General features: G+C 41.1%; 21 protein-coding genes and 2 pseudogenes. 20 read left to right on the top strand and 3 right to left on the bottom strand.

Annotated features, from left to right (window positions below):
- Positions 1-101: pseudogene (locus GGR08_RS06595) on the bottom strand (integrase); the annotation flags it as partial.
- Between the two features lie 165 nt (positions 102-266).
- Between GGR08_RS06595 and GGR08_RS06590 the strand changes: the two are divergent.
- From GGR08_RS06590 to GGR08_RS06550, 9 genes and pseudogenes are all read left to right on the top strand, one after another.
- Positions 267-506: pseudogene (locus GGR08_RS06590) on the top strand (single-stranded DNA-binding protein); the annotation flags it as partial.
- Positions 507-521: 15 nt separating this feature from the next.
- Positions 522-1,046, top strand: coding sequence for a hypothetical protein (locus GGR08_RS06585; RefSeq protein WP_183194567.1), 525 nt, complete (start codon positions 522-524; stop codon positions 1,044-1,046).
- 355 nt (positions 1,047-1,401) lie between these two features.
- The gene (locus GGR08_RS06580) at positions 1,402-1,737 is read left to right on the top strand and encodes a hypothetical protein (protein ID WP_183194566.1); all 336 of its coding nucleotides are present in this window, start codon (positions 1,402-1,404) and stop codon (positions 1,735-1,737) included.
- A complete protein-coding gene (locus tag GGR08_RS06575) occupies positions 1,718-3,046 on the top strand; it encodes a PBSX family phage terminase large subunit (RefSeq protein ID WP_183194565.1) in 1,329 nt (442 codons plus the stop codon). Before GGR08_RS06580 ends, GGR08_RS06575 begins: the two co-directional genes overlap by 20 nt.
- Positions 3,031-5,052 carry a portal protein gene (locus GGR08_RS06570; protein WP_183194564.1) on the top strand — a complete coding sequence of 674 codons (2,022 nt, stop codon included), beginning with the start codon at positions 3,031-3,033 and terminating at the stop codon, positions 5,050-5,052. The genes GGR08_RS06575 and GGR08_RS06570 overlap by 16 nt, the downstream gene beginning before the upstream one ends.
- Positions 5,053-5,065: 13 nt before the next feature.
- Positions 5,066-5,962, top strand: a complete 897-nt coding sequence (locus GGR08_RS06565) for a hypothetical protein (RefSeq protein ID WP_183194563.1) — start codon at positions 5,066-5,068, stop codon at positions 5,960-5,962.
- Positions 5,963-6,049: 87 nt separating this feature from the next.
- The gene (locus GGR08_RS06560; RefSeq protein ID WP_183194562.1) at positions 6,050-7,177 is read left to right on the top strand and encodes a N4-gp56 family major capsid protein; all 1,128 of its coding nucleotides are present in this window, start codon (positions 6,050-6,052) and stop codon (positions 7,175-7,177) included.
- An 18-nt stretch (positions 7,178-7,195) separates the two neighbouring features.
- Positions 7,196-7,576 (top strand): hypothetical protein, encoded by a 381-nt coding sequence (locus tag GGR08_RS06555; protein ID WP_183194561.1) that lies wholly within the window; start codon positions 7,196-7,198, stop codon positions 7,574-7,576.
- Positions 7,577-7,587: 11 nt separating this feature from the next.
- Positions 7,588-7,968 (top strand): hypothetical protein, encoded by a 381-nt coding sequence (locus GGR08_RS06550; protein ID WP_183194560.1) that lies wholly within the window; start codon positions 7,588-7,590, stop codon positions 7,966-7,968.
- Positions 7,969-8,003: 35 nt separating this feature from the next.
- On the opposite strand, the gene GGR08_RS06545 is transcribed toward GGR08_RS06550, so the two are convergent.
- Both GGR08_RS06545 and GGR08_RS06540 read right to left on the bottom strand, forming a co-directional pair.
- Positions 8,004-8,288, bottom strand: a complete 285-nt coding sequence (locus GGR08_RS06545) for an addiction module antidote protein (protein ID WP_183194559.1) — start codon at positions 8,286-8,288, stop codon at positions 8,004-8,006.
- Positions 8,269-8,580, bottom strand: a complete 312-nt coding sequence (locus GGR08_RS06540; RefSeq protein WP_183194558.1) for a type II toxin-antitoxin system RelE/ParE family toxin — start codon at positions 8,578-8,580, stop codon at positions 8,269-8,271. The genes GGR08_RS06545 and GGR08_RS06540 overlap by 20 nt, the downstream gene beginning before the upstream one ends.
- 74 nt (positions 8,581-8,654) lie before the next feature.
- On the opposite strand from GGR08_RS06540, the gene GGR08_RS06535 reads away from it, so the two are divergent.
- The 11 genes from GGR08_RS06535 to GGR08_RS06485 are packed head-to-tail and all read left to right on the top strand — an operon-like array spanning position 8,655 to position 19,847.
- Positions 8,655-9,359: a phage adaptor protein gene (locus GGR08_RS06535; RefSeq protein WP_183194557.1), complete on the top strand. Its 705-nt coding sequence runs from the start codon at positions 8,655-8,657 to the stop codon at positions 9,357-9,359.
- A gap of 1 nt (position 9,360) precedes the next feature.
- Positions 9,361-10,818, top strand: a complete 1,458-nt coding sequence (locus GGR08_RS06530) for a hypothetical protein (RefSeq protein ID WP_183194556.1) — start codon at positions 9,361-9,363, stop codon at positions 10,816-10,818.
- The gene (locus GGR08_RS06525) at positions 10,818-11,243 is read left to right on the top strand and encodes a hypothetical protein (protein ID WP_183194555.1); all 426 of its coding nucleotides are present in this window, start codon (positions 10,818-10,820) and stop codon (positions 11,241-11,243) included. Before GGR08_RS06530 ends, GGR08_RS06525 begins: the two co-directional genes overlap by 1 nt.
- A gap of 1 nt (position 11,244) precedes the next feature.
- Entirely contained in the window at positions 11,245-12,165 is a 921-nt protein-coding gene (locus GGR08_RS06520; RefSeq protein WP_183194554.1) for a hypothetical protein, read from the top strand.
- Between the two features lie 42 nt (positions 12,166-12,207).
- Complete coding sequence (locus GGR08_RS08350; protein ID WP_246350156.1) at positions 12,208-13,563, top strand: hypothetical protein; 1,356 nt, start codon at positions 12,208-12,210, stop codon at positions 13,561-13,563.
- Between the two features lie 2 nt (positions 13,564-13,565).
- Entirely contained in the window at positions 13,566-15,734 is a 2,169-nt protein-coding gene (locus tag GGR08_RS06510; protein ID WP_183194553.1) for a glycine zipper family protein, read from the top strand.
- Positions 15,731-16,378 carry a transglycosylase SLT domain-containing protein gene (locus GGR08_RS06505; protein ID WP_183194552.1) on the top strand — a complete coding sequence of 216 codons (648 nt, stop codon included), beginning with the start codon at positions 15,731-15,733 and terminating at the stop codon, positions 16,376-16,378. The genes GGR08_RS06510 and GGR08_RS06505 overlap by 4 nt, the downstream gene beginning before the upstream one ends.
- An 11-nt stretch (positions 16,379-16,389) precedes the next feature.
- Positions 16,390-17,391 (top strand): phage tail protein, encoded by a 1,002-nt coding sequence (locus GGR08_RS06500; RefSeq protein ID WP_183194551.1) that lies wholly within the window; start codon positions 16,390-16,392, stop codon positions 17,389-17,391.
- 7 nt (positions 17,392-17,398) lie between these two features.
- A complete protein-coding gene (locus GGR08_RS06495; RefSeq protein ID WP_183194550.1) occupies positions 17,399-18,424 on the top strand; it encodes a tail fiber protein in 1,026 nt (341 codons plus the stop codon).
- Between the two features lie 7 nt (positions 18,425-18,431).
- Positions 18,432-19,562: a phage tail protein gene (locus tag GGR08_RS06490; RefSeq protein ID WP_183194549.1), complete on the top strand. Its 1,131-nt coding sequence runs from the start codon at positions 18,432-18,434 to the stop codon at positions 19,560-19,562.
- A gap of 9 nt (positions 19,563-19,571) precedes the next feature.
- The gene (locus GGR08_RS06485; protein WP_246350155.1) at positions 19,572-19,847 is read left to right on the top strand and encodes a hypothetical protein; all 276 of its coding nucleotides are present in this window, start codon (positions 19,572-19,574) and stop codon (positions 19,845-19,847) included.
- Positions 19,848-19,895: the final 48 nt, after the last annotated feature.

Raw genomic sequence — 19,895 nt, 5'->3', positions numbered from 1 at the left:
CCATCTTTACGCTTATGAAGAAGCAAGCCGGCACCATCATTATATTTGCCAGCCCCCAATGTTGCGACAGATCTTGCATTAAGACGGTTCATAAGAGCCATTTTTTACTCCTTTCTTATACAAATTTGATCCACACACTCATCCCACTTGTGATGTGCAAATGAGTGGTTTTGATTGATTCAAGATAAACAGATTTGAAATGAGAGAATCTTACGTTATTCTGGTCTTTAATTCCATATGAATAATGCTAAATTATCATTATAAATCAATATCTTATCAAAGGCAGTAAAGTCTATATCGAGGGGCGATTACAAACCCGGAAATGGCAAGATAAAAACGGTGTTGATCGGTGTATAACAGAAGTCATATTACCTCAGTATAAAGGCGACTTAAAGCTTTTAGATGGCAAAAATGATGGTGAACAAGATCGGTCTGCTTATGACAAAAGCTTTCAAAGACCTTTTGATAGGTCTCATATCGTTATGAATGATGGTGTTCCTTTTTAAACAGAAGGCGGTGTTGTGACAAAAAATAAAAAGAGGGGACGCCCTAGGATTACAGGACAGGTAAGAGAAGCCAATGGTCGTATATCACGTGCAAAAGTACTAGGTGAATCCGTTGATAAATTGGCAATAGAGATACGTGCAAAACGCTTTAGTTTAACATTACAAGAGGCAAAAAATCCACTCTCTGGTACTTACATAGGGCGGCTTTGCTTGCAAGGCGTGATTACACAAGAGCAATATGATGCCGCGCAACAATACCTACAGATAAGAAACGACTATTTGTGTGCAAAAGGCTTGCCAAGTGCTGTTTATAATGAAATTCCGTCATCTTCTGATGATAAGGCAAGAGACAAGTGGGTAGAATTCGCAACAGAGCAGTTTATAAATATGCAAGAGGCACTTAAAGAAGCACAATGCCTCTATAAACAGTATAATCTTTATGCAGCACTACAGTACCTCGTTATAGAAGATAAAATATTACCGCATCTTGTGAATTCGCTGCGTGTTGCTCTTAACGTGCTTCAGAAGCACTTTTTATAAGTGTGCAATTATTCATAAAAATAAATAAGCATATCATTTACTATTGCAATTTCATGATTTAGATCAGCGTATCCGTTTGAAGGGAATATGAGACACGTTATCAAAAGTGCGATACTTAATACGCTTCTAAATAAAGATTTTTTTATAAACATCATTTCTAACGTTGATATACACTTTATCTGTTTAACTGATTTCCTTCGAATATATCAATATGTGTTATTTTTATGTTGACAAAGTGTAGCAAATCGTATTTAATGACATTGCTGTACTTAGGTGTATTGTATTTAGAAGATGGTCAGTGCAGTGTAAGATCCCCGCAAATGCGGGGTTTTTTATTATCTGGAGGGCGTATTTTATGACATCAGAAAATACACAGCAGGCTCCACAACCACTCGAAAAACGCATACCCCCGAGAGCTGGTCAAGGGCGGGTTAAAGGCATTCCAAATAAAATGACCCGTATTTTAAAAGAGGCAGTGGTGAGAGCTGCGGAGAATGCTGGAAATAAAATTGGCAATGAAGGCTTGGTTTCTTATTTAGAGAAGCAGGCTATGGAATGTCCAGCGGCTTATTTAGCGTTGCTTGGTAAGGTGTTGCCTTTACAGGTAACAGGTGAAGATGGGGGGTCGATTAAGATCATAGGTCGTGTAGAAATTGCCCCTTTAGGAATGAATGACGACAAGACAGATTAAGATTGTCCCAAAACTTATACCGATCTTTACAGGCGATGCTTTGGTCCGAGCTGCTTGGGGAGGGAGAGGGTCTGGGAAGACAAGATCATTTGCTTTGATGGCTGCTTTAAAAGGCTATCAATTTGGGATTGGAGGGATATCTGGGACCATTCTTTGTGCACGTCAATTTCAGAATTCGCTTGCAGAAAGTTCATTGGAGGAGATTAAGCGTGCCATTGAATCCTATGACTTTTTAAAAGACTATTACAAGGTTGGGGAATCTTCGATTAGATCAAATGATGGTCGCATAGCCTTTCAGTTTTCTGGACTAGACAGAAATATAGCCAGTATTAAGTCTATGGGTCGCATTTTGCTTTGTTGGGTTGATGAGGCAGAGCCTGTAACGGAGACTGCTTGGCAAACGCTTATACCAACATTGCGTGAAGAAGGGAAGGGTTGGCGTGCAGAATTATGGGTAACTTGGAACCCATTACGAGAGAGTTCCCCTGTTGAAAGGCGGTTTCGGTTTTCAGACAATGAGGCAATCAAGCGCGTAGAGATCAACTGGTCAGACAATCCGAAGTTTCCGAATATTTTGAATGAAGCGCGGCGTGATGACCTTAGAAATCGTCCAGAAACCTATAAGCATATATGGGAAGGGGCTTATCTTACAGCGGTTCAAGGCGCTTACTATCAAAAGGAAATGTTGGCAGCCGAGCAGGAGGGGCGGATAGGGCGTGTTTCTCGCGACCCTTTAATGCAGATACGCGCCTTTTGGGATATTGGTGGCACGGGAGCTAAGGCAGATGCTACGGCGATATGGATAGCACAGTTTATTGGCAAGGAAATTAGGGTGCTTGATTATTACGAAGCACAAGGACAGCCATTATCGGAGCACATAGGCTGGTTACGTCAAAATGGCTATGAGAAGGCATTGATGGTTTTGCCTCATGATGGTGCAACAAGAGACCGTGTGCACAATGTGAGTTTTGAGAGCGCTTTGAATGATGCTGGTTTTGAAACGCAAGTAATCCCTAATCAAGGGGCGGGTGCTGTTAAGATGCGGATAGAGGCAGTGCGGCGTATTTTACCTTCTGTTTGGTTTAATGAGAATACAACAGTAGCAGGTCGTAAGGCGCTCAGTTGGTATCATGAGAAATGGGATGAGAAGCGGGGTATTGGTTTAGGGGCAGAACATGATTGGTCCAGTCATGGGGCAGATGCCTTTGGATTAATGTGTGTGAGTTATGAACAGCCGGCGCAAAAACAGAAGAGACCAGCTTATAGTAGTAGAGAATCTTATGAAAGTACGTCATGGATGGCAGAATGATGCATGATAAAGAACATTTAGAGCAAGAGAATCACATCTCAGATTTGTCTACAGAAGGTTTGTTTCGTAAGCTTGTGAGTTGGTACAAAGAAGATGTGGAGCATGTAAATAAATGGCGTGAACATGCAAGGGAGGATTTTCGATTTTACAATGGTGATCAGTGGAATGATCAAGATTTAGCGGCTTTAAAAGAACAACGCCGCCCCGTTATGACTTTTAACCGTATTGCTCCGCTAGTTAACGCGGTTGTGGGTTCGGAACGCAATAATAAGCGAGAAGTGCAATTTATACCCCGTCAAGTAGGTAAGGCATTGCCTAGTGAATTGCTTACCGGTGCGGCCGAATGGTTTAGAGACGTGGCACATGCAGAATACGCGGATAGTGATGCTTTCCAAGATTCCGTCATTTGCGGTATGGGGTGGACCGATACGCGGCTTGATTATGAGAATAGTCTTGATGGTGAACCGGTAATTACACGTTTAGATCCATTGAAAATGGTTTGGGATAGTGCGGCAGTGCAACCGAATTTAACGGATGCGCAACGCATGTGGTATGTAGATCGCAAGCCCTTGGAAGTTGCCAAGCAGATGTTTCCCAAAGCCCATTGGAGTGAACTGAGTGCGGATTGGGCTCGTGATGGGGATGCTTATGAAAGTGGTCATCATAATGATCTTGAAGCTTATGATAATGAGAAGGGCATTGATGTTGAAAATGGCCGCCGGATGGTCATGCTTGTTGAATGCCGCTGGTTTGAAAGCGAGCGATATTACAAGGCGCCCGATTTAGAAACGGGTGAATTGCGTGATTATAGCGAAGAGGAATTTAAGCAGTTACAGTGCATGATGCCTAATATTCAAGGGGCAGCTTTCAATAAAAAGGTTGTAAGACGCGCTTTTTTAGGGAGAAAATTGCTTGAATCTCCTGATCAACCTTTGGTTCCAGCAGGTCAATTGGGTTGGGAGTGTATAACGGGGTATTTTGATAAAATAGAACGGCAATTTTATGGGGTTGTCCGCCCGACGAAAGATCCGCAACGGTGGGCAAATAAATATTTCAGTCAAGTTATGCATATCCTCAATAGTCAATCCAAGGGTGGGATAATGGCTGAGCGGGGGGCGTTTGAAGATGAAAGAGAAGCTGTAAGGAGTTGGAGCAGGGTCGATAGTATTACGGTTTTAAAAAATGGTGCTTTGGCAGGTGGAAAGATACAGCCTAAACCCGTAGCGCAATTTCCTGCAGGCTTTTTCCAACTGTTTAATGAAGCCAAAGAAGCGATTAACCAAGTTACGGGTTTATCGCCTGAGTTTATAGGCACGAGAGAAGTCTCACAAGCGGGGATTTTGGAAGCACAACGGCGTCAATCCAGTTTAAATCTGCTTGCTTGCCTGTTTGATGGTTTGCGTTTGTATCGCAAAAGGCAAGGCAAGATTATTTTACATCTTATACAGAATTATTTGTCTGATGGTCGATTGGTGCGGATATCGGGTGAGGAGAATGCGCAATATATTCCCTTAACACGTGAAGCGGTGATGAGTGTAGATTACGATATTGTAGTGGATGATGCACCAACCAGCCCGAATGAGAAAGAACGGACCTTTGGCATTATCACGCAATTATTACCGTTGCTTCAAAATGCTGTAACACCGGATATCATGCTTGATTTGCTTCGTTATTCGCCTTTGCCTGCTTCTCTGCTTAACCGTGTAAGTGAGAAGATGCAACAGCAGCAGCAAATGGCACAACAAGCCCAGCAACAGCAGATGGATCCGGAACAGGAAATGAAGTTGCAAGAAAAGCAACAGAATATGGCAACCAAAAGTCAGATGCAACAGATGGATTTGCAACAAAAACAGATTGAATTGTTCATGCGGCAAAAGAGAGCAGAATTGGAGGCAGAGATCATGCAACAGCGCCATGAGCTTGAGAGGCAACGTATTTATAATGAACAAATGCAAAATCAAATCATGCGTGAAAGAGCCGCCACATATCGAGGAAGAAACATTTGAGAGAGGTTAGAGAATGAATGCAGAAATGAATGAAGGTATGAATGAAGATTATAGAGTTGGAGCACCGGTTTTTGATGATGAGAGCTCTTTTGAGAACGATTACGAGGTCGAGACGGTTGAGAGTAATGATGCTACACCTCCAGAGCCGGTTGCAGAGCCGGTTGCAGAGCCGGTTGACAAACCTTCAGAAATCGTTTCTATGGATCGGCAACGTGCAGAACAACAAGCTAATCAGGCTCGTGAAGCCCTTGTCAAGTTTTATGAACATCAATCTCAATCGCCAGTAGTTGAAGGTGAAGGTGGACCTCCAGATCCGACACAAGACATTATTGGCTATATGGGTTGGATGGGGAAAAAACTTCAAGAGCAAGATGCTTATATTAGGGCACAACAGGATGTTCAAAGGCAAGCTATTGAATCCCACGAATTTAATGGATATTTGAACCAGTTTTTAGAAAGTTCTGTAACTTCTATCAAAGATAAATACAGTGACTTTGATGCCGCAGCAGATTTTCTTTATGAGATGCGTGCGAAGCAATTAAGTGCTTGGTCTTCTGTTTATCCAAATTATGCGCAACGGAGCACGATAGATGCGATTATAGGGGATGAATTACGAACGATTGTAGCGACCTGCGCACAAAAGGGGATAAATCCAGCAGAAGAGCTTTATAGGATAGCGCAAAATCTTGGTTATCAAAACCAAGGGATGCAAGCTAATAATCAAGTTGCAGCGCTTCAAAGCCGTCAGAATTCTGCGAGAACCTTAACAGCATCTGGAGGAGGGGGGAGCACAGGTCCTATGACTAAAGAAACTCTTGCGAATATGTCAGAAAAAGAATTTAACACGTGGATATCCAATCCGAAGAATGAAGCCCGTTTTTATGAAATTATGGGTGCAGACCCTGATTAGGTAATAAGTTTTCCAACATAATCCGCCTTAATGCGGGTTTTCCACCGGCTTAAAGCCGGTTTTTTACAGCAAAGAAAGGTGAAATTAATGGCAACAACACATATAGGAACTCATGATCCGCAATCGGTGAAATTGTGGTCCCAGAAATTAAGCAATGAAGTTTTAAAAGCGACAAAAATTGCCCCTCTTATTGGCAAAAGTTCGAACAGCATTATCCAGCTTTATAACGAAACCCATAAGAGCGCAGGGGATAGTGTTACGTTCAGTTTGCTGGTCAATCTTTTTGGAGACGGTGTCACGCAAGGCGAAACCTTAGAGGGCAATGAAGAAGCGCTTCAATTTATGAACGATCGATTGGTGATTAACGAGCTCTTACATGCAGCGCGTGTTGCCAATGATGACTCGATTGATCAACAGAGAATCCTTCCGAATTTACGTAAGAAAGCGAAAGAAGGCTTGGTTCGCTGGTATGCCAATCGTTTAAGCATCATGTTTTTTCTTCAAGTGTGTGGTTATACAGCGCGTACGATCAGCGTTGATGGTCGAGAAGTTTACATTAAACCTGTTCATTATGGCTTTAATGAAATCATGGCACCAAGCAGTGAGCGTATTATCCGCCCTGATGGTAAAACCAAGGATGAAGAGCTTACCGATAAAGCCAAACATAGCTTTAGTTTGAAGCTTATTGATGAAGCAGTTAAACAAGCAAAACTTGCCAATCCGCAAATTTCTCCTGTTCATGTTAATGGCGATGATGTTTATGTTTTGTATTTGCATCCAACACAAGTTATGCAATTGCGCACTAATACAGAAGCTGGAGAATGGTTAGATATCCAAAAATCGGTTTATGCAACCTCTCGTGCAAAGAACCCGATTTTTGATGGTTCACTAGGCATGTATAATGGTGTTGTTTTACGTGAAGCTATACATGTCACCCATGGTGTTAAATCGACAGATCATACAGCGTTTAAGGGTGTGCGTCGTGCGGTTTTCTTAGGTGCGCAAAGTGCGATTATAGGTTTTGGGAAAAATCACAGTGCAACGCATTACACACTTAAAGAAGAATATTTTGATTATGAACGTGAATTTGGTGTTGCAGCCAAGACTTTGATAGGGATGAAGAAAACTCGTTTCCAAATGCCGGGTAGTGCACAGAAAGCGCAAGATTTTGGAACGATTGTTATTCCTACCTACAGCGGTGAAGCAGCAGCGTAATCATTGAGGAGACAAGATATGGCAGATTATTTACCACAGCCTTTACAAGGGAGAAATCTTCATACTCAGCAAGTGAGTTTTTTGCGTTTGAATATTTCGCATAAAGAGAAGAATCTTACAACGAAAATCGGGGTATTGCCTCGAGGTGCTTTGATCACTTCCATAAAAGCGTTTGTGAAGACAGCGTTTTCTGAGACGAAATTGAAGATTGGCAGCACTTATGGCGGAAATGAGTTTGGCGAAAAAGATATCAAAAACCAAAATACGCAAGATTTTACGCCAACAGATCAAAAGGTTTTTGCTCCAGAGGATAAAGAGATGATCCTTTATGCTACCAGAGATAAAACCACTGATGCTGGTAAATGTGTTGTGGTTGTGCAATTTGTGACAAATCATTGAGGAGACAAGATATGGCAGATTATTTACCACAGCCTTTACAAGGGAGAAATCTTCATACTCAGCAAGTGAGTTTTTTGCGTCTTAATTTTAGCTATGAAGATAAAGAAAATGTATTGAAGATAGGCACTCTTCCTCGAGGTTCTTTGATTACTTCGATTAAAGTGTATGTCAAGACGGCGTTTTCGGACACGAAGGTTAAAATAGGGAGCACTGCTGGAGGAATTGAATTTGGTGAAGCAGAAATCAAACAACAGGCAGTGAAAGAAGTTAAACCTAGCAATCAAAAAGAATTTGTTCCCTATGATAAAGAGGTCACGCTTTATGCAAAAGCAGATAAAACAGTACAGGCAGGTCAAGCAAGTATAGTTGTTGAGTTTGTAACCAATCACTAAAATTGAGGGGAACGACCTATTAGCTTCCCCTCAGTTTATGAATTAGAAGACTGTACAGAAAGTTGTAGATTAAGAGCAGATAAGACAGCGACAAAGGTAGAAAGCTTAGGGTCACCTGTTTTGCTTAAAGAACGGTATAACCCACTACGTTCGCGATTGGTTGCTTTTGCTAAGGCGCGCATATTTTGTGCACGAGCAACAATACCAAGGGCATCCGCTATATGAGCAGCATCACCAGTTTTGAAGGCTTCATTTAAAAAGAATTCTTGAGATTCTGGAGTTGTGAGGTGTTTTTCAAAGTTAAAGGTTTTCAATTTCATTTTTAAGATCCTCTAAAATAGATAAGGCTTTTTGAATATCATTAGATTGTGTGGATTTATTACCACCCCAAAGCAATATAACGATTTTATCGCCTTTTTTTGTGAAATAAATTCTGTAACCAGTACCATAGTGGATACGTAATTCACCTATGCCATTAAAAAACTTCACATCACCCAAAAGTCCTGAACGAATTCTATGAAGTCTTGTAAGAATTATATCGGCAGCTTTTCTGTCTTTAAGCTTTTCTAACCATTCATCGAATTCATCTGTTGTTTTTATTATCGCTACCATTGGTGCATTATAGTGCACACAGTATGTAATGTCAAGTTAGTTTATAATTTTTGTATCATTGAAAAGGTATTTTGATGACGCGTCATTATATTCGGGTTAAAACAGGGGGAGCAATACCGGCGAGCCAAAATGTTTATCGTCATAGGAGAACGCTTTCGCATTTGGTGTCGGTTATCCAAGATGAGATTGATGACACCACGGATGAGTATGTCGTGCAAATACAAGAAAGTATATTTTCTGCTATTCGTTTTTGTGAGAGAGAAAGTTTTTACTTTAACGAAAGCCGTTATGTTGTGTTTCAGACACGTGCGGGACAGAGTGTTTATGATGCAATGGATAGCCGCGATATTGAAAGTGCTGTTAAAATAAAAACATTGTTTCTTAATTCAGGGCATAAGAAGATTGAATTGGAGCGCAGAATCCATCGTTCCTTAGAATCTTCATTATCCTCAGGACAGCAGGGAACGCCATTTTGTTACAGTTATTTTGATCGGAAATTACATTTTTATCCCACACCGGATAGGGCTTATCAGATTCAACTTCTTCTTTCTCCACAGCGCTTCTCAGAGATAGAGAGTATTGATGAGGAGCATCCATGGTTTATCTATGGGTTTGATTTGATCAAAGCGCGTGCAAAATATGAACTGTACAAGAATATTTTGAAAGACCCCGATTGTACAACGGCAGCTTACAATGACTTTAATGAACAGTTGCATGAATTGCGTGCAGAGACGTCTCAACGTCATAACGTGACCCGAATAATACCAACGGATTTTTAAGATGGTTTATTTTCCAGTAGCCGATTACAGACCGGATGTTGCGGTTGTCAACGGCAGTTTTACGGATACACTTGTGAATGTTTTACCGGCCGATGGCGGTTATATACCCATGCCTAATGCAATGGTTGTTTCTAATCCTTTGGAAGAAAAGCCCTTGGGTTCAATCGCCTTTAGAAGTGGTAATGGTGTTAAGATAATCGTAGGAGGAGCTAAAAAGCTTTATGCTTATGATAGCCAAACGCGTAGTTGGCAAGACATCAGTCAAAATGGTGTGACGTATCAGGCAAATGATGAGAACAAATGGTCGTTTGTGTTGTTCGGTGATGTTGTCATTGCGGTGAATAAAAATGATAAACCGCAAGTTTTAAAGGTTCGCAATTCTCAACAATTTGAAGATTTAGGAGGCAATCCCCCCAAAGCAGGTTTGGTGAAAGTTTGGGGCGATTTTGTTTGTTTGATGCAATTGACAGATAATCCTAATCGTATCCATTGGTCAGGTCTCAATGATGCGACACATTGGACGGTTGGTGTTAAAGATTGTTATTATCATGACTTTAATGATGGTGAACATGTGCAGGGTGCAACAGAATCGAGCAATCCAATTGTTTTTCTACGTTCTGCTGTTTATGCCGGTTCTTTTACGTTAGGGTCTAAGGTTCCATTCATTTTTCAAAAGCTACAAGACAAGCGTGGGGCAAGAAGTGCAGCATCTATAGCCTGTCGTGGTAGTGATGCCTTTTTTGCTGGTGATGGCGGCTTTTATCAAATGAGTACTGATGGTCAACTTTTATCGATAGGCTTTGAAAAGGTCGACCGAACAGTGTTTTCGACCTTTGATAAGCTGGCTCTTGATGAGATGAAAGCGGTGATAGACCCTGTTCATAATCGCGTTTACTGGTCCTTAAAAAGTTACAATAACGAACAAACTACCTTTGTTTACGATTGGGGTTTGCAGAAATGGTCGACGATCCAGGGAGAGCCTTTCATGTTCTTTCCAGTGTTCACGGCAGGCTATACTTTAGACCAATTGGATGAGGTTTCGATCAATCTTGAGGCATTGCCGGCTTCTTTAGACAGCCCCCGTTGGCAAAGTGGCGCTCCAATGCTTGGTGCTTTGGATGAAAACAATCGGCTTGTTATGTTTACAGGAGCCCCGATGGAGGCAACGGTTGTTTCACAAGAGATGGGGGCACCGGATGGAAGTTTTAACTTTATCACGAAAATGTTTGCCGAAGTTGATACGACGCAAGGTTTTGTAAGCATAGGGGAACGTCGTCTTCGCAATAATCAGGCACCGATCACATGGCATAAGGAGAGGGTGTGTTCATATGTCACGGGCGCTTATCACGGTCGTTCGCGCAATCGTTATCACCGGTTTAAATTACGCATTCCTAAGGATGAACCTTGGACAATGATAACGGGTTTTAATGTGGATTTACATCCTTTTGGTAGGGGGTAATGGCAAAAGTCTTTTTGACCAGTTCTTGGGATATGGAGCGTATAACCCCTTATCTTGAAGAAATCGTTGCATCTTTTAATGAGTATGTAGAGCGTTTCAAACATGAAATTACGTTGCAAGAACTCATTGAATCTATTTGCAGTGGTAAGAAACAGTTATGGCTTGTTTTGGATGATGAAGAGCGATTTTTAGCGGTAGTCACGACCCAGATACAACAGACAGTTTTAGGAAGGAAGCGCGCTCTGATTTGTGAGTGTAGTGGCAATGGCGTTCTTGATTTGGTTGACAATTTACAAGTTGCAGAAGATTGGGCGCGTGAGAATGGCGCTTTTGAGATAGAGATCTTGGGGCGTTTAGGTTGGAAGCGCGCATTGGAAAAGCAAGGCTATGGCATAGATATGCTTTATTACAGGAAGGAATTATGAAATGGGGAGCAAAAAACCAACAACAACAGAACAGAAGCAGGTGCAGACAAGCACTCCTCCCGCTTGGATGGAGAATGTATTTAAGCGTGGGGGTAGGGATGCGTATCAAATGTATGACACAGGGATTGGGGGTAATGTGTATAGGGGACCTCGTATTGCCCCGTTAAGTGATCAAACGCGCTATGGTATTAGTGGTTTTGGGAGTATTCCTCATCATTATCAAAATCGCTCTTTGATGAATACAATCTATAATCCAACGTCGGCAGCCATGAATCTTCAACATATGGCTTCTGGTGGTATGATGGGAGAAAATTCGTATTTCAAACGAGCACTTCAAGAAGCGTTAGATGACTCAGATACTCAAATTAACAGATATTTCTCAGGGATTGGTCGTTATGCAACTCCGGATCACAGAGAGGAAGTGCGGAAAGGAAGAGATTCTATATATGCTCGTGCTATGTTAGAGCAATTTAATCGTGATGCGGATCGCATGATGCAAGCCAACGCCATTATAGACCAAGCCAATCAAAATCAGTTGGGAGCATCAAATAACTTCTTACAGGGTTATGGCAATGCTTATTCCAATGCTATACAGGGGGGAGGAGTGCTTGATGCTCACAATCAAAGAGTTATTGATGCCAATCGTGAACATTGGCTGGAACAAGACAATAGTGGCTGGAATAGGTTGAATATGCTTATGAACGCCGGTCATGGCTTTGCAAGAGATTACGGCACGACGATGAATAATCATACAATTTCTAAGATAGAGGGCAATAATCCGTGGAAAAATGCAGGGACTATAGGTTCTTTAGCACTTCAAGCAGCACCGGTGGCTTTTGGTTACATGGCAGGTGGTCCAATGGGAGCAGCGTTGGCAGCAGGAGCCCCCTATGCTTTTTTAGATTACATGAATCAAAAGTGAGCTCTGTAGAATAGTTAAAGAATAGTTTTGTAGGAGAGTGTGATGGCATTTCCATTATTATTTCCATTATCTTTTGCAGGTTTAATGTCTGCGAGAGCTGCACCTCATATTTTTAGGTATTTTGCTCCTAAAGCGGTTACAGGGGCGAATAGATTGGGACAATTAATAATAAATAGCCCCGTGGGGAAATTAGCAAAAAAGTACCCTAAAGCCACTGCATTTACGGTTGGGGGATCAGCTATTGAAAGTATGATTACACCAGAGAAAGCACATGCTCCATCCAACCCCTATTTACAGAATAGTCTGAATCCATATGGACCATTTATGCCCTATACGGCTCCTAGAACAGAAATGCCTCTTGGATTTGATCAACATCCACCCATGCCAAGTGCACTAGAGAATACTCCACAAGAACTAAAACCTCATGTTAATGAACAAACGCAATCATTAGCACCCGCTTTCCCAACATCGCCTCCTGAACCAACAGATGCAGAGAAATTTTTACAGTCCAATACTTATAAGTTTTTTCAATCAGATGCGTATCAGAAACTCAAAGATCTTTTTGCAGGTATGGCAGAATCTTCATCAGACGGTTCTGGGTGGGATGCGCTTGCAAGTGGTGTGAAGCGTCTTAATGAAGGTGATAAACAAAGAGGGCAGGTTAATCAGACCGTCGAATACCTAAAATCTAAAGGCTATAGCGAAGAAGAAGCGCAGTTCATGGCGGGGAATAAAGATGCATTGAATGCTTTTCTATTACAAAAAGTGAACGGTGGTTATGACGCTAGATCTAAAGAAGAATTGGATCGCTTACGAGAAACGATAGAGCTTAAAAATAGTGAAGCTATCAGTAGTAATACACTCCATGACATTGAACGTTTTATGAATTATATAGAAGAGACTGGTGAATGGGCTACAGGTAATTCGGCTGCTTTACAAGCTAAATTAGGTGTTCCTCAACACCGTGATATGAGTTCACTGCTTGATTCCATTAAAAACCGTATAGGTATTGACCGTTTAGAAACGATGAGGCGGTATTCACGTAATGGCGCATCAGGTTTGGGTAACCTCACAGAAAAAGAGCTTGATATATTAAAGAGCTATTTAGGAGAGATAAAGTACAACTTGGGTCATAAAGAGCTGTTGTTTAGATTGAAAAAAATCCATGAGATTTTGGGTAAGATGAAATCAGACGTATTATCCTTGTTAGAAAACGGCAACATTGCATTAACGCAAGAGAATGTTGATAAAGTCACATCCCAATTGCATTCTACAGGTTTTCAGAAAGGATATAACAGTCAGTTACCAAAGATGGGTGTAGAAGAAGCAACAAGAAACGGGAACATAACTTACTTTATTGATAGTTCTAATGGTAAAGTTCTGGTTAAGGAGAAATAGTAATGGACCCTTATAAGACTTCTGGTGTGACTAATTCTCAATATGTATATGCTAAGAATGGAACACGTTTTCGTGTAGTTGAAGATCCTGCTGAGATTGAAAAGATTATAAGATCACATACTAACAATTCTTCTTCATCTTCTCCTCGATATGTATATGCTAAGAACGGAACACGTTTCCGCGTAGTTGAAGATCCTACTGAGATTGCGAAGCTATCTAATTCTTTTTCTGAAGGTCAACAAAATACAGCAGATCAATCAACTACAACAGATGATTTCTCATTTGATGATAAAGATCTTACGTGGTGGGATGCTGTTAGAAGCCATGGTACATCTGGTCTTACAGCAGGGTACAGTGATGAGATACAGGCGGCGAATGAAGCAGGTTTTACAGATTATTGGCGTGGTGATAAGAAAGCAGAAGAGGTTTATAATAGAAGAGTAGCCAAGGAACGTGCTTACCAAAAAGCCTTGCAAGAAAAACATCCATGGTTGTCTTCTGGTGCTTATATTGCTGGTTCGATTTTACCAACATTAGCATCTTTTGGTATCCCCGCATTAAATTTTTTGCGAGCAGGATCAACTTTAGGAAGTTTGGGTAGGGGAGCTCTTGTTGGGGCGGGTTCTGGCGCTTTACATGGTTCTGGTGCAGGAGAGGGGTACAATGATACGGTGAACTCGGCGTTAGCTGGTGCTGCGGGTGGCGCTGTTTTGACACCGGTTGCTACTTTAGGAGGTATGGGAATTTCTAAGGTAGTTCGTGGTGCAGGAAATCTTGTAAAGGATACTCCAATTATAAGGAGAGTTTTTAATCCAGATCGTAAAGAGGTTTCCAATAAAGCTTTGAGAGAAGTTGCTAAACAGCTTTACGATAATAAAACGAAAAACCTCACTGAACGCCTTGAGAAAGAACCTCATGAGGTATTTTTGACAGACATTAATGAAAAACTACGACAGGCTTTGTGGAATTCATCTAAAACCAATGAAGATGTTTATAATATTTTGAAACAAGCGCATAAGAAAAGATTAGGCGGTTCTGTTCAACGTCTTGATGATGTGATGGAGCAGATAATTGCGCCATACCAGCATAGAGATACTTTAAGCAGGACGCTTAAATGGCAAGGAAAAGAAGCGCATGATCATCTCTATGAACAAGCAAGGCAAACTCCAATAGGACAAGAGCATTATCCAGCTCTTAATAAACTTTTTGAAAATAAAGGGTTTCAAAGAGCCCTCAAAGAAGCTGTTAAGACTTTAGAAGAACATCCCCTCAGTATAAATCCTAGACGATTTTATGATAGAAGGTTTAGCAGTATAAACTATAAACCTACGATAGAGTTATTAGATCAAACCAAGAAGTCTCTTGATGATTTAATCAAAAAAAGTGAAAGATTTGGCGATAACCAAAAGATTTTAGGATACGAAATCCTCAAACAGGATTTAGTAAAAATAATGGATGAAATCTCTCCTACTTATAAAGCAGCACGCGATAGTGCAGCAAAGTTCAAAGACTTTGCAGATAGTTTTGAGAAGGGTAGGCAAGCTTTTGGCACGAAACTTGAAAAAAGTGTTGAGAGGGATGCAGTTAAGGAAAATCTCTATAAAGGCAATTGGGCAGATAAAAACAATACCTATAAGATGGGTATGAGAGATGCATTAGATGATTTACTTACCAAAAATGATGACCCTATTAATGAATTTTCTAAACTTTTAAAACAAAATCTTGCATCTGAGAATCTTGAAAAGATCATAGGACCTAAACGGTTTTCTACTTTTAAAAAGGCGGTAGATCAAGAAAAGTTCTATTCCGATGCGTCAAAAAAAGGTTATCAAGAATTTGAAGGCGTTCCTGAGGTTTCTCTTGTTGATGGAGTTCGTGTACCACAGAGTATTCCTGATATCCCAGTTCAAGGCTTTAAATTAGTACGAAATATATTTTTCCACCCGAATGCCCCGGAGGCGCTACGGGCAAGGCAAGAGCTAGAGCGCGGAATAGCAAAGTTAGCAACTTTTGGCGTTAAAGGAATGGAGAGAAATGAAGTTGCACAACTGATTCAAAGCGCTTTGAAGTGGCATCACAGAGGAGTGTTAACAGATGGGGGCTTTAAGCTTGTTTCTAGAGCTATAGCAAAAGGGCTAGGTCCTAGTGCTTCAATAGAGTATGCGAAATGACCCGTTATAGACCTTCCGTAGATCAAGCGATACGTCAGACAGCAGCACGTTATGGCTTGCCAGAGAGTTATTTATACCGTGTTGCACAAGTGGAAAGTGGAGGCAATCCCAATGCAAGGAATTCCCGTTCTTCGGCGGGTGGGTTGTACCAATTTATAGACAGCACAGCCAAACAATATGGCTTGCAAGATCGTTTTGACCCCATGCAAGCGGCAGATGCCATGGGACGGTTGACCCTTGATAATCGCAATCATTTAAGCCGTGTTTTGGGAAGAGCACCCAGTGAAGCAGAATTGTATTTAGCACATCAACAAGGGGCAGGAGGAGCCGCCCGCCTTTTACAAAATCCCCATGCCAATGCAGCGCAAATTGTTGGCAGTAATGCGGTTGGTTTGAATGGTGGCAACAGCAGTATGCGTGCAGGTGATTTTGTCAACCGCGTGCTACAGATGTATGGGAGGAATCCTTATAGAGCAAGTCCTATAGCACAGGGTGGTTTTGGCAATAGAGACAACATGTTAGAGGTTTTACGGGTATTAGTAGCATCACAAGAAGAGTCTTCGGAAGAAGAAGAGAGTGGTGATGATAATCCTTTGATGACGCAATTCATGCAGGCATTTTACGGACCATTTTATCGGAAGTAGGATTCACAGTTATGTCAACGATTTATGATTGGTCGCTTAACGCGTCGGATAATACGCGTTCTGATTCTTTGATTGATTGGTCAGAAGGACAGCATCCTAGCAGTGTTAATAATAGTGCTCGTGTGATGATGCAAAGGGTACGTGAGTATTTATCAGACACGAGTGGAGTGCTTGAAGGGAATGTTACGGTTAATAATGATCAAACGACTTTGATAAGGCTTGAAAGTGCATCACAGTTTTTAGCGTACAAGAATGGGATATCGTTTTGTTTTAAAGCGACGGGTAAGAATGTTGGGGCGACAATGATTGCTTTGAATAACTTAGCTGCTCAACCCGTTTATAAAGCAACAGAAACCGGTTTGTCGGCTTTATCAGGAGGGGAGATTCAACAAGGTTGCATTTATACATTGGTTTACAGGTATGAAGGTTGGCATCTTGTTAATCCTACACCTATTTTTTCAGAATTGGAAAAAATCAGTCTTTATCCCACAGGCTTTATAGGGGCATTTGGGATGCGCAGTATTCCTGAAGGTTGGTTATCCTGTGATGGGAAATCTTATTTGCGCCGCGATTATAGTGATTTGTTTGAGATGATAGGAACGGTTTGGGGTGAAGGGGATGGTGTTGAGACGTTTAATGTTCCTGATTTGCGTGGAGTTTTTTTGCGTGGAGTTGATAATGGACGCAATATAGATCCTAATCGTCTTTTTGGGAGTCTACAGGCAGATTTAGTGCAGTCCCACCAACATAAAGGTCAGTCTATTTCGAGATCTCATTTTACGAGCAATGAAAATTATTGGGATGGAAATACGACCGTTGTATTGGGTTATAGGGCAGGCTTTTTTGAACGTTGGGGGTTATCGAAGTTTACAGGTGTAGATTCTGAGAATATACGTGGCTACATTACAGAGCCCTATAACTTTGATGATAGTAAAGATGTTATTTTGAAAAGTTTTGGCGACAGTGAGACGCGTCCTGTAAATGTTTCTTTACTGTTTGCGATCAAGACATGAGGTTAAGATGTCAACAGTTTATGATTGGTCTTTAACGGCCTCTAAGAATGCCTATAGCGATTCTTTAATTGATTGGTCGGAGGGACAACGTCCTAGCAGTGTTAATAATAGTGCTCGTGTGATGATGCAAAGGGTACGTGAGTATTTATCAGACACGAGTGGAGTGCTTGAAGGGAATGTTACGGTTAATAATGATCAAACGACTTTGATAAGGCTTGAAAGTGCATCACAGTTTTTAGCGTACAAGAATGGGATATCGTTTTGTTTTAAAGCGACGGGTAAGAATGTTGGGGCGACAATGATTGCTTTGAATAACTTAGCTGCTCAACCCGTTTATAAAGCAACAGAAACCGGTTTGTCGGCTTTATCAGGAGGGGAGATTCAACAAGGTTGCATTTATACATTGGTTTACAGGGATGAAGATTGGCAAGTTTTAAATCCTACGCCTGTTTCTTTATTGCAAAGACCGGTTATACCTGTTTGTCCACCAGGGACAATAGTGGCTTTTGGGATGCAAGTTTTACCGAAAGGCTGGTTGTTATGTGATGGAAAGGCTTATTTGCGTAGTGAATATAGGGCTCTTTATGACGCGATAGGGACCAGGTGGGGGAGCAGTGAGAATTATAGTAAGTTTAATGTTCCTGATTTGCGTGGAGTTTTTTTGCGTGGTGTTGATAATGGTGGAGGTTATTCTGACCGCAGGATAGACTACCTGCGTTATTTAGGCACATTACAAAATGATAGTATGAGAAAGCATGATCATTCTGGGGCAAAATTTACTTTTTTAAATAATGATGGCCATACGGATAATTGGTATGGTAATGTAACGGTTTTTTGGGGGTATGAGTTTAATGAACAGCAAAGGTTAAAGTTAGCTGAATATTTGAAGGTGAGTGCAAAGGATATACGTCTTAATCATAAGATGACCTTTCCCATTTCTTATATACATATGCGTGATGTCGCTTTGGAAAGTTCTAGCGACAGTGAAACACGTCCGATTAATATGAGTGTTGTCTTTGGGATTAAGACGTGAGGTTAAGATGTCAACGATTTATGATTGGTCGCTTAACGCGTCGGATAATACGCGTTCTGATTCTTTGATTGATTGGTCAGAAGGACAGCATCCTAGCAGTGTTAATAATAGTGCTCGTGTGATGATGCAAAGGGTACGTGAGTATTTATCAGATACGAGTGGAGTGCTTGAAGGGAATGTTACGGTTAATAATGATCAAACGACTTTGATAAGGCTTGAAAGTGCATCACAGTTTTTAGCGTACAAGAATGGGATATCGTTTTGTTTTAAAGCGACGGGTAAGAATGTTGGGGCGACAATGATTGCTTTGAATAACTTAGCTGCTCAACCCGTTTATAAAGCAACAGAAACCGGTTTGTCGGCTTTATCAGGAGGGGAGATTCAACAGGGATGTGTTTATACAATTATTTATGATGAAGATATAACAGGTTGGCAAGTTCTCAATCCCACAAGAGTGAAAGTTTTTTCTTTGAAACGTTTACCTTCTGGTCTGATAGGTTCATTTGCAATGGAACGGTTGCCGGAAGGTTGGTTATTATGTGATGGGAAATCTTATTCACGGTTTGTTTATTGGGATTTATTTTGTGCGATAGGAACGGTTTGGGGTGAAGGGGATGGTGTTGAGACGTTTAATGTTCCTGATTTTCGAGGGATGTTTTTACGGGGTCTTGATGATGAACGCAATATAGACCCTTGGCGTTCTTTTGCGAGTTTGCAAGGTTATTCTTTAAAATCGCATGAACATTTTATCGGTCCAGCATTTCCCGATGGTGGTTCTTCTCGAAATAAACGCGATGTTTCTTCTACTGAAGCGCTTGTGACAAGGCGCAAGAGAGCTATAGATGAAGAGTGTTTAGGCTTAGACGGGGATGCTTTGAACAAGTGTAATCAAGAATTTGACCAAATAGCAGAAAGTCCACAGGTAGAGACTCCCTTTTGGTTTACAGAAAAAGACAAGCCGCCGCGTTTACCTTGGTTTATGAGGAACCTTCTTTCTGGTTTTTTATATCATTCGACACCTATAATAGAGGGAGTTCATGACCAAGAACATCATGAACATTATCTTATGGCAGAGATATTTGGAGGTGCAGAAACGCGTCCAGTTAATGTGAGTGTAGTTTATGGGATCAAAACATGAGGAGTTGAAATGTCATTAAAACCGTTTGCGATATCAGAGCTTAGCGACCCGTCTCAAGTACGGGTTGTTTTGTATTCAGGAGGCGGATTTGTACATGCGCCGCTTCATGGGGTTTTTGATTTACTGAAAGCAGCTTTGAAAATAGAGCTTGCTGGTTCAGTGAAAGATTTAGAGAAGCGCTTAGATACCTTAAGAGATGTAATATCAAAAAACGAAACAAAGTCAATATGTTGTTTGCAATTATTTTATATGAATCCACTTAAGAATCCATCCTTTTATGTATGATTCATTTGACCATTTTTTATATAAGATTGGCATGTATGAATAGATCCT

The organism is Bartonella fuyuanensis, assembly GCF_014197255.1.
GTDB lineage: Bacteria > Pseudomonadota > Alphaproteobacteria > Rhizobiales > Rhizobiaceae > Bartonella > Bartonella fuyuanensis.
Note: the sequence above shows the minus strand (reverse complement) of the source record. Positions and strands in the feature narration are given on the sequence as shown.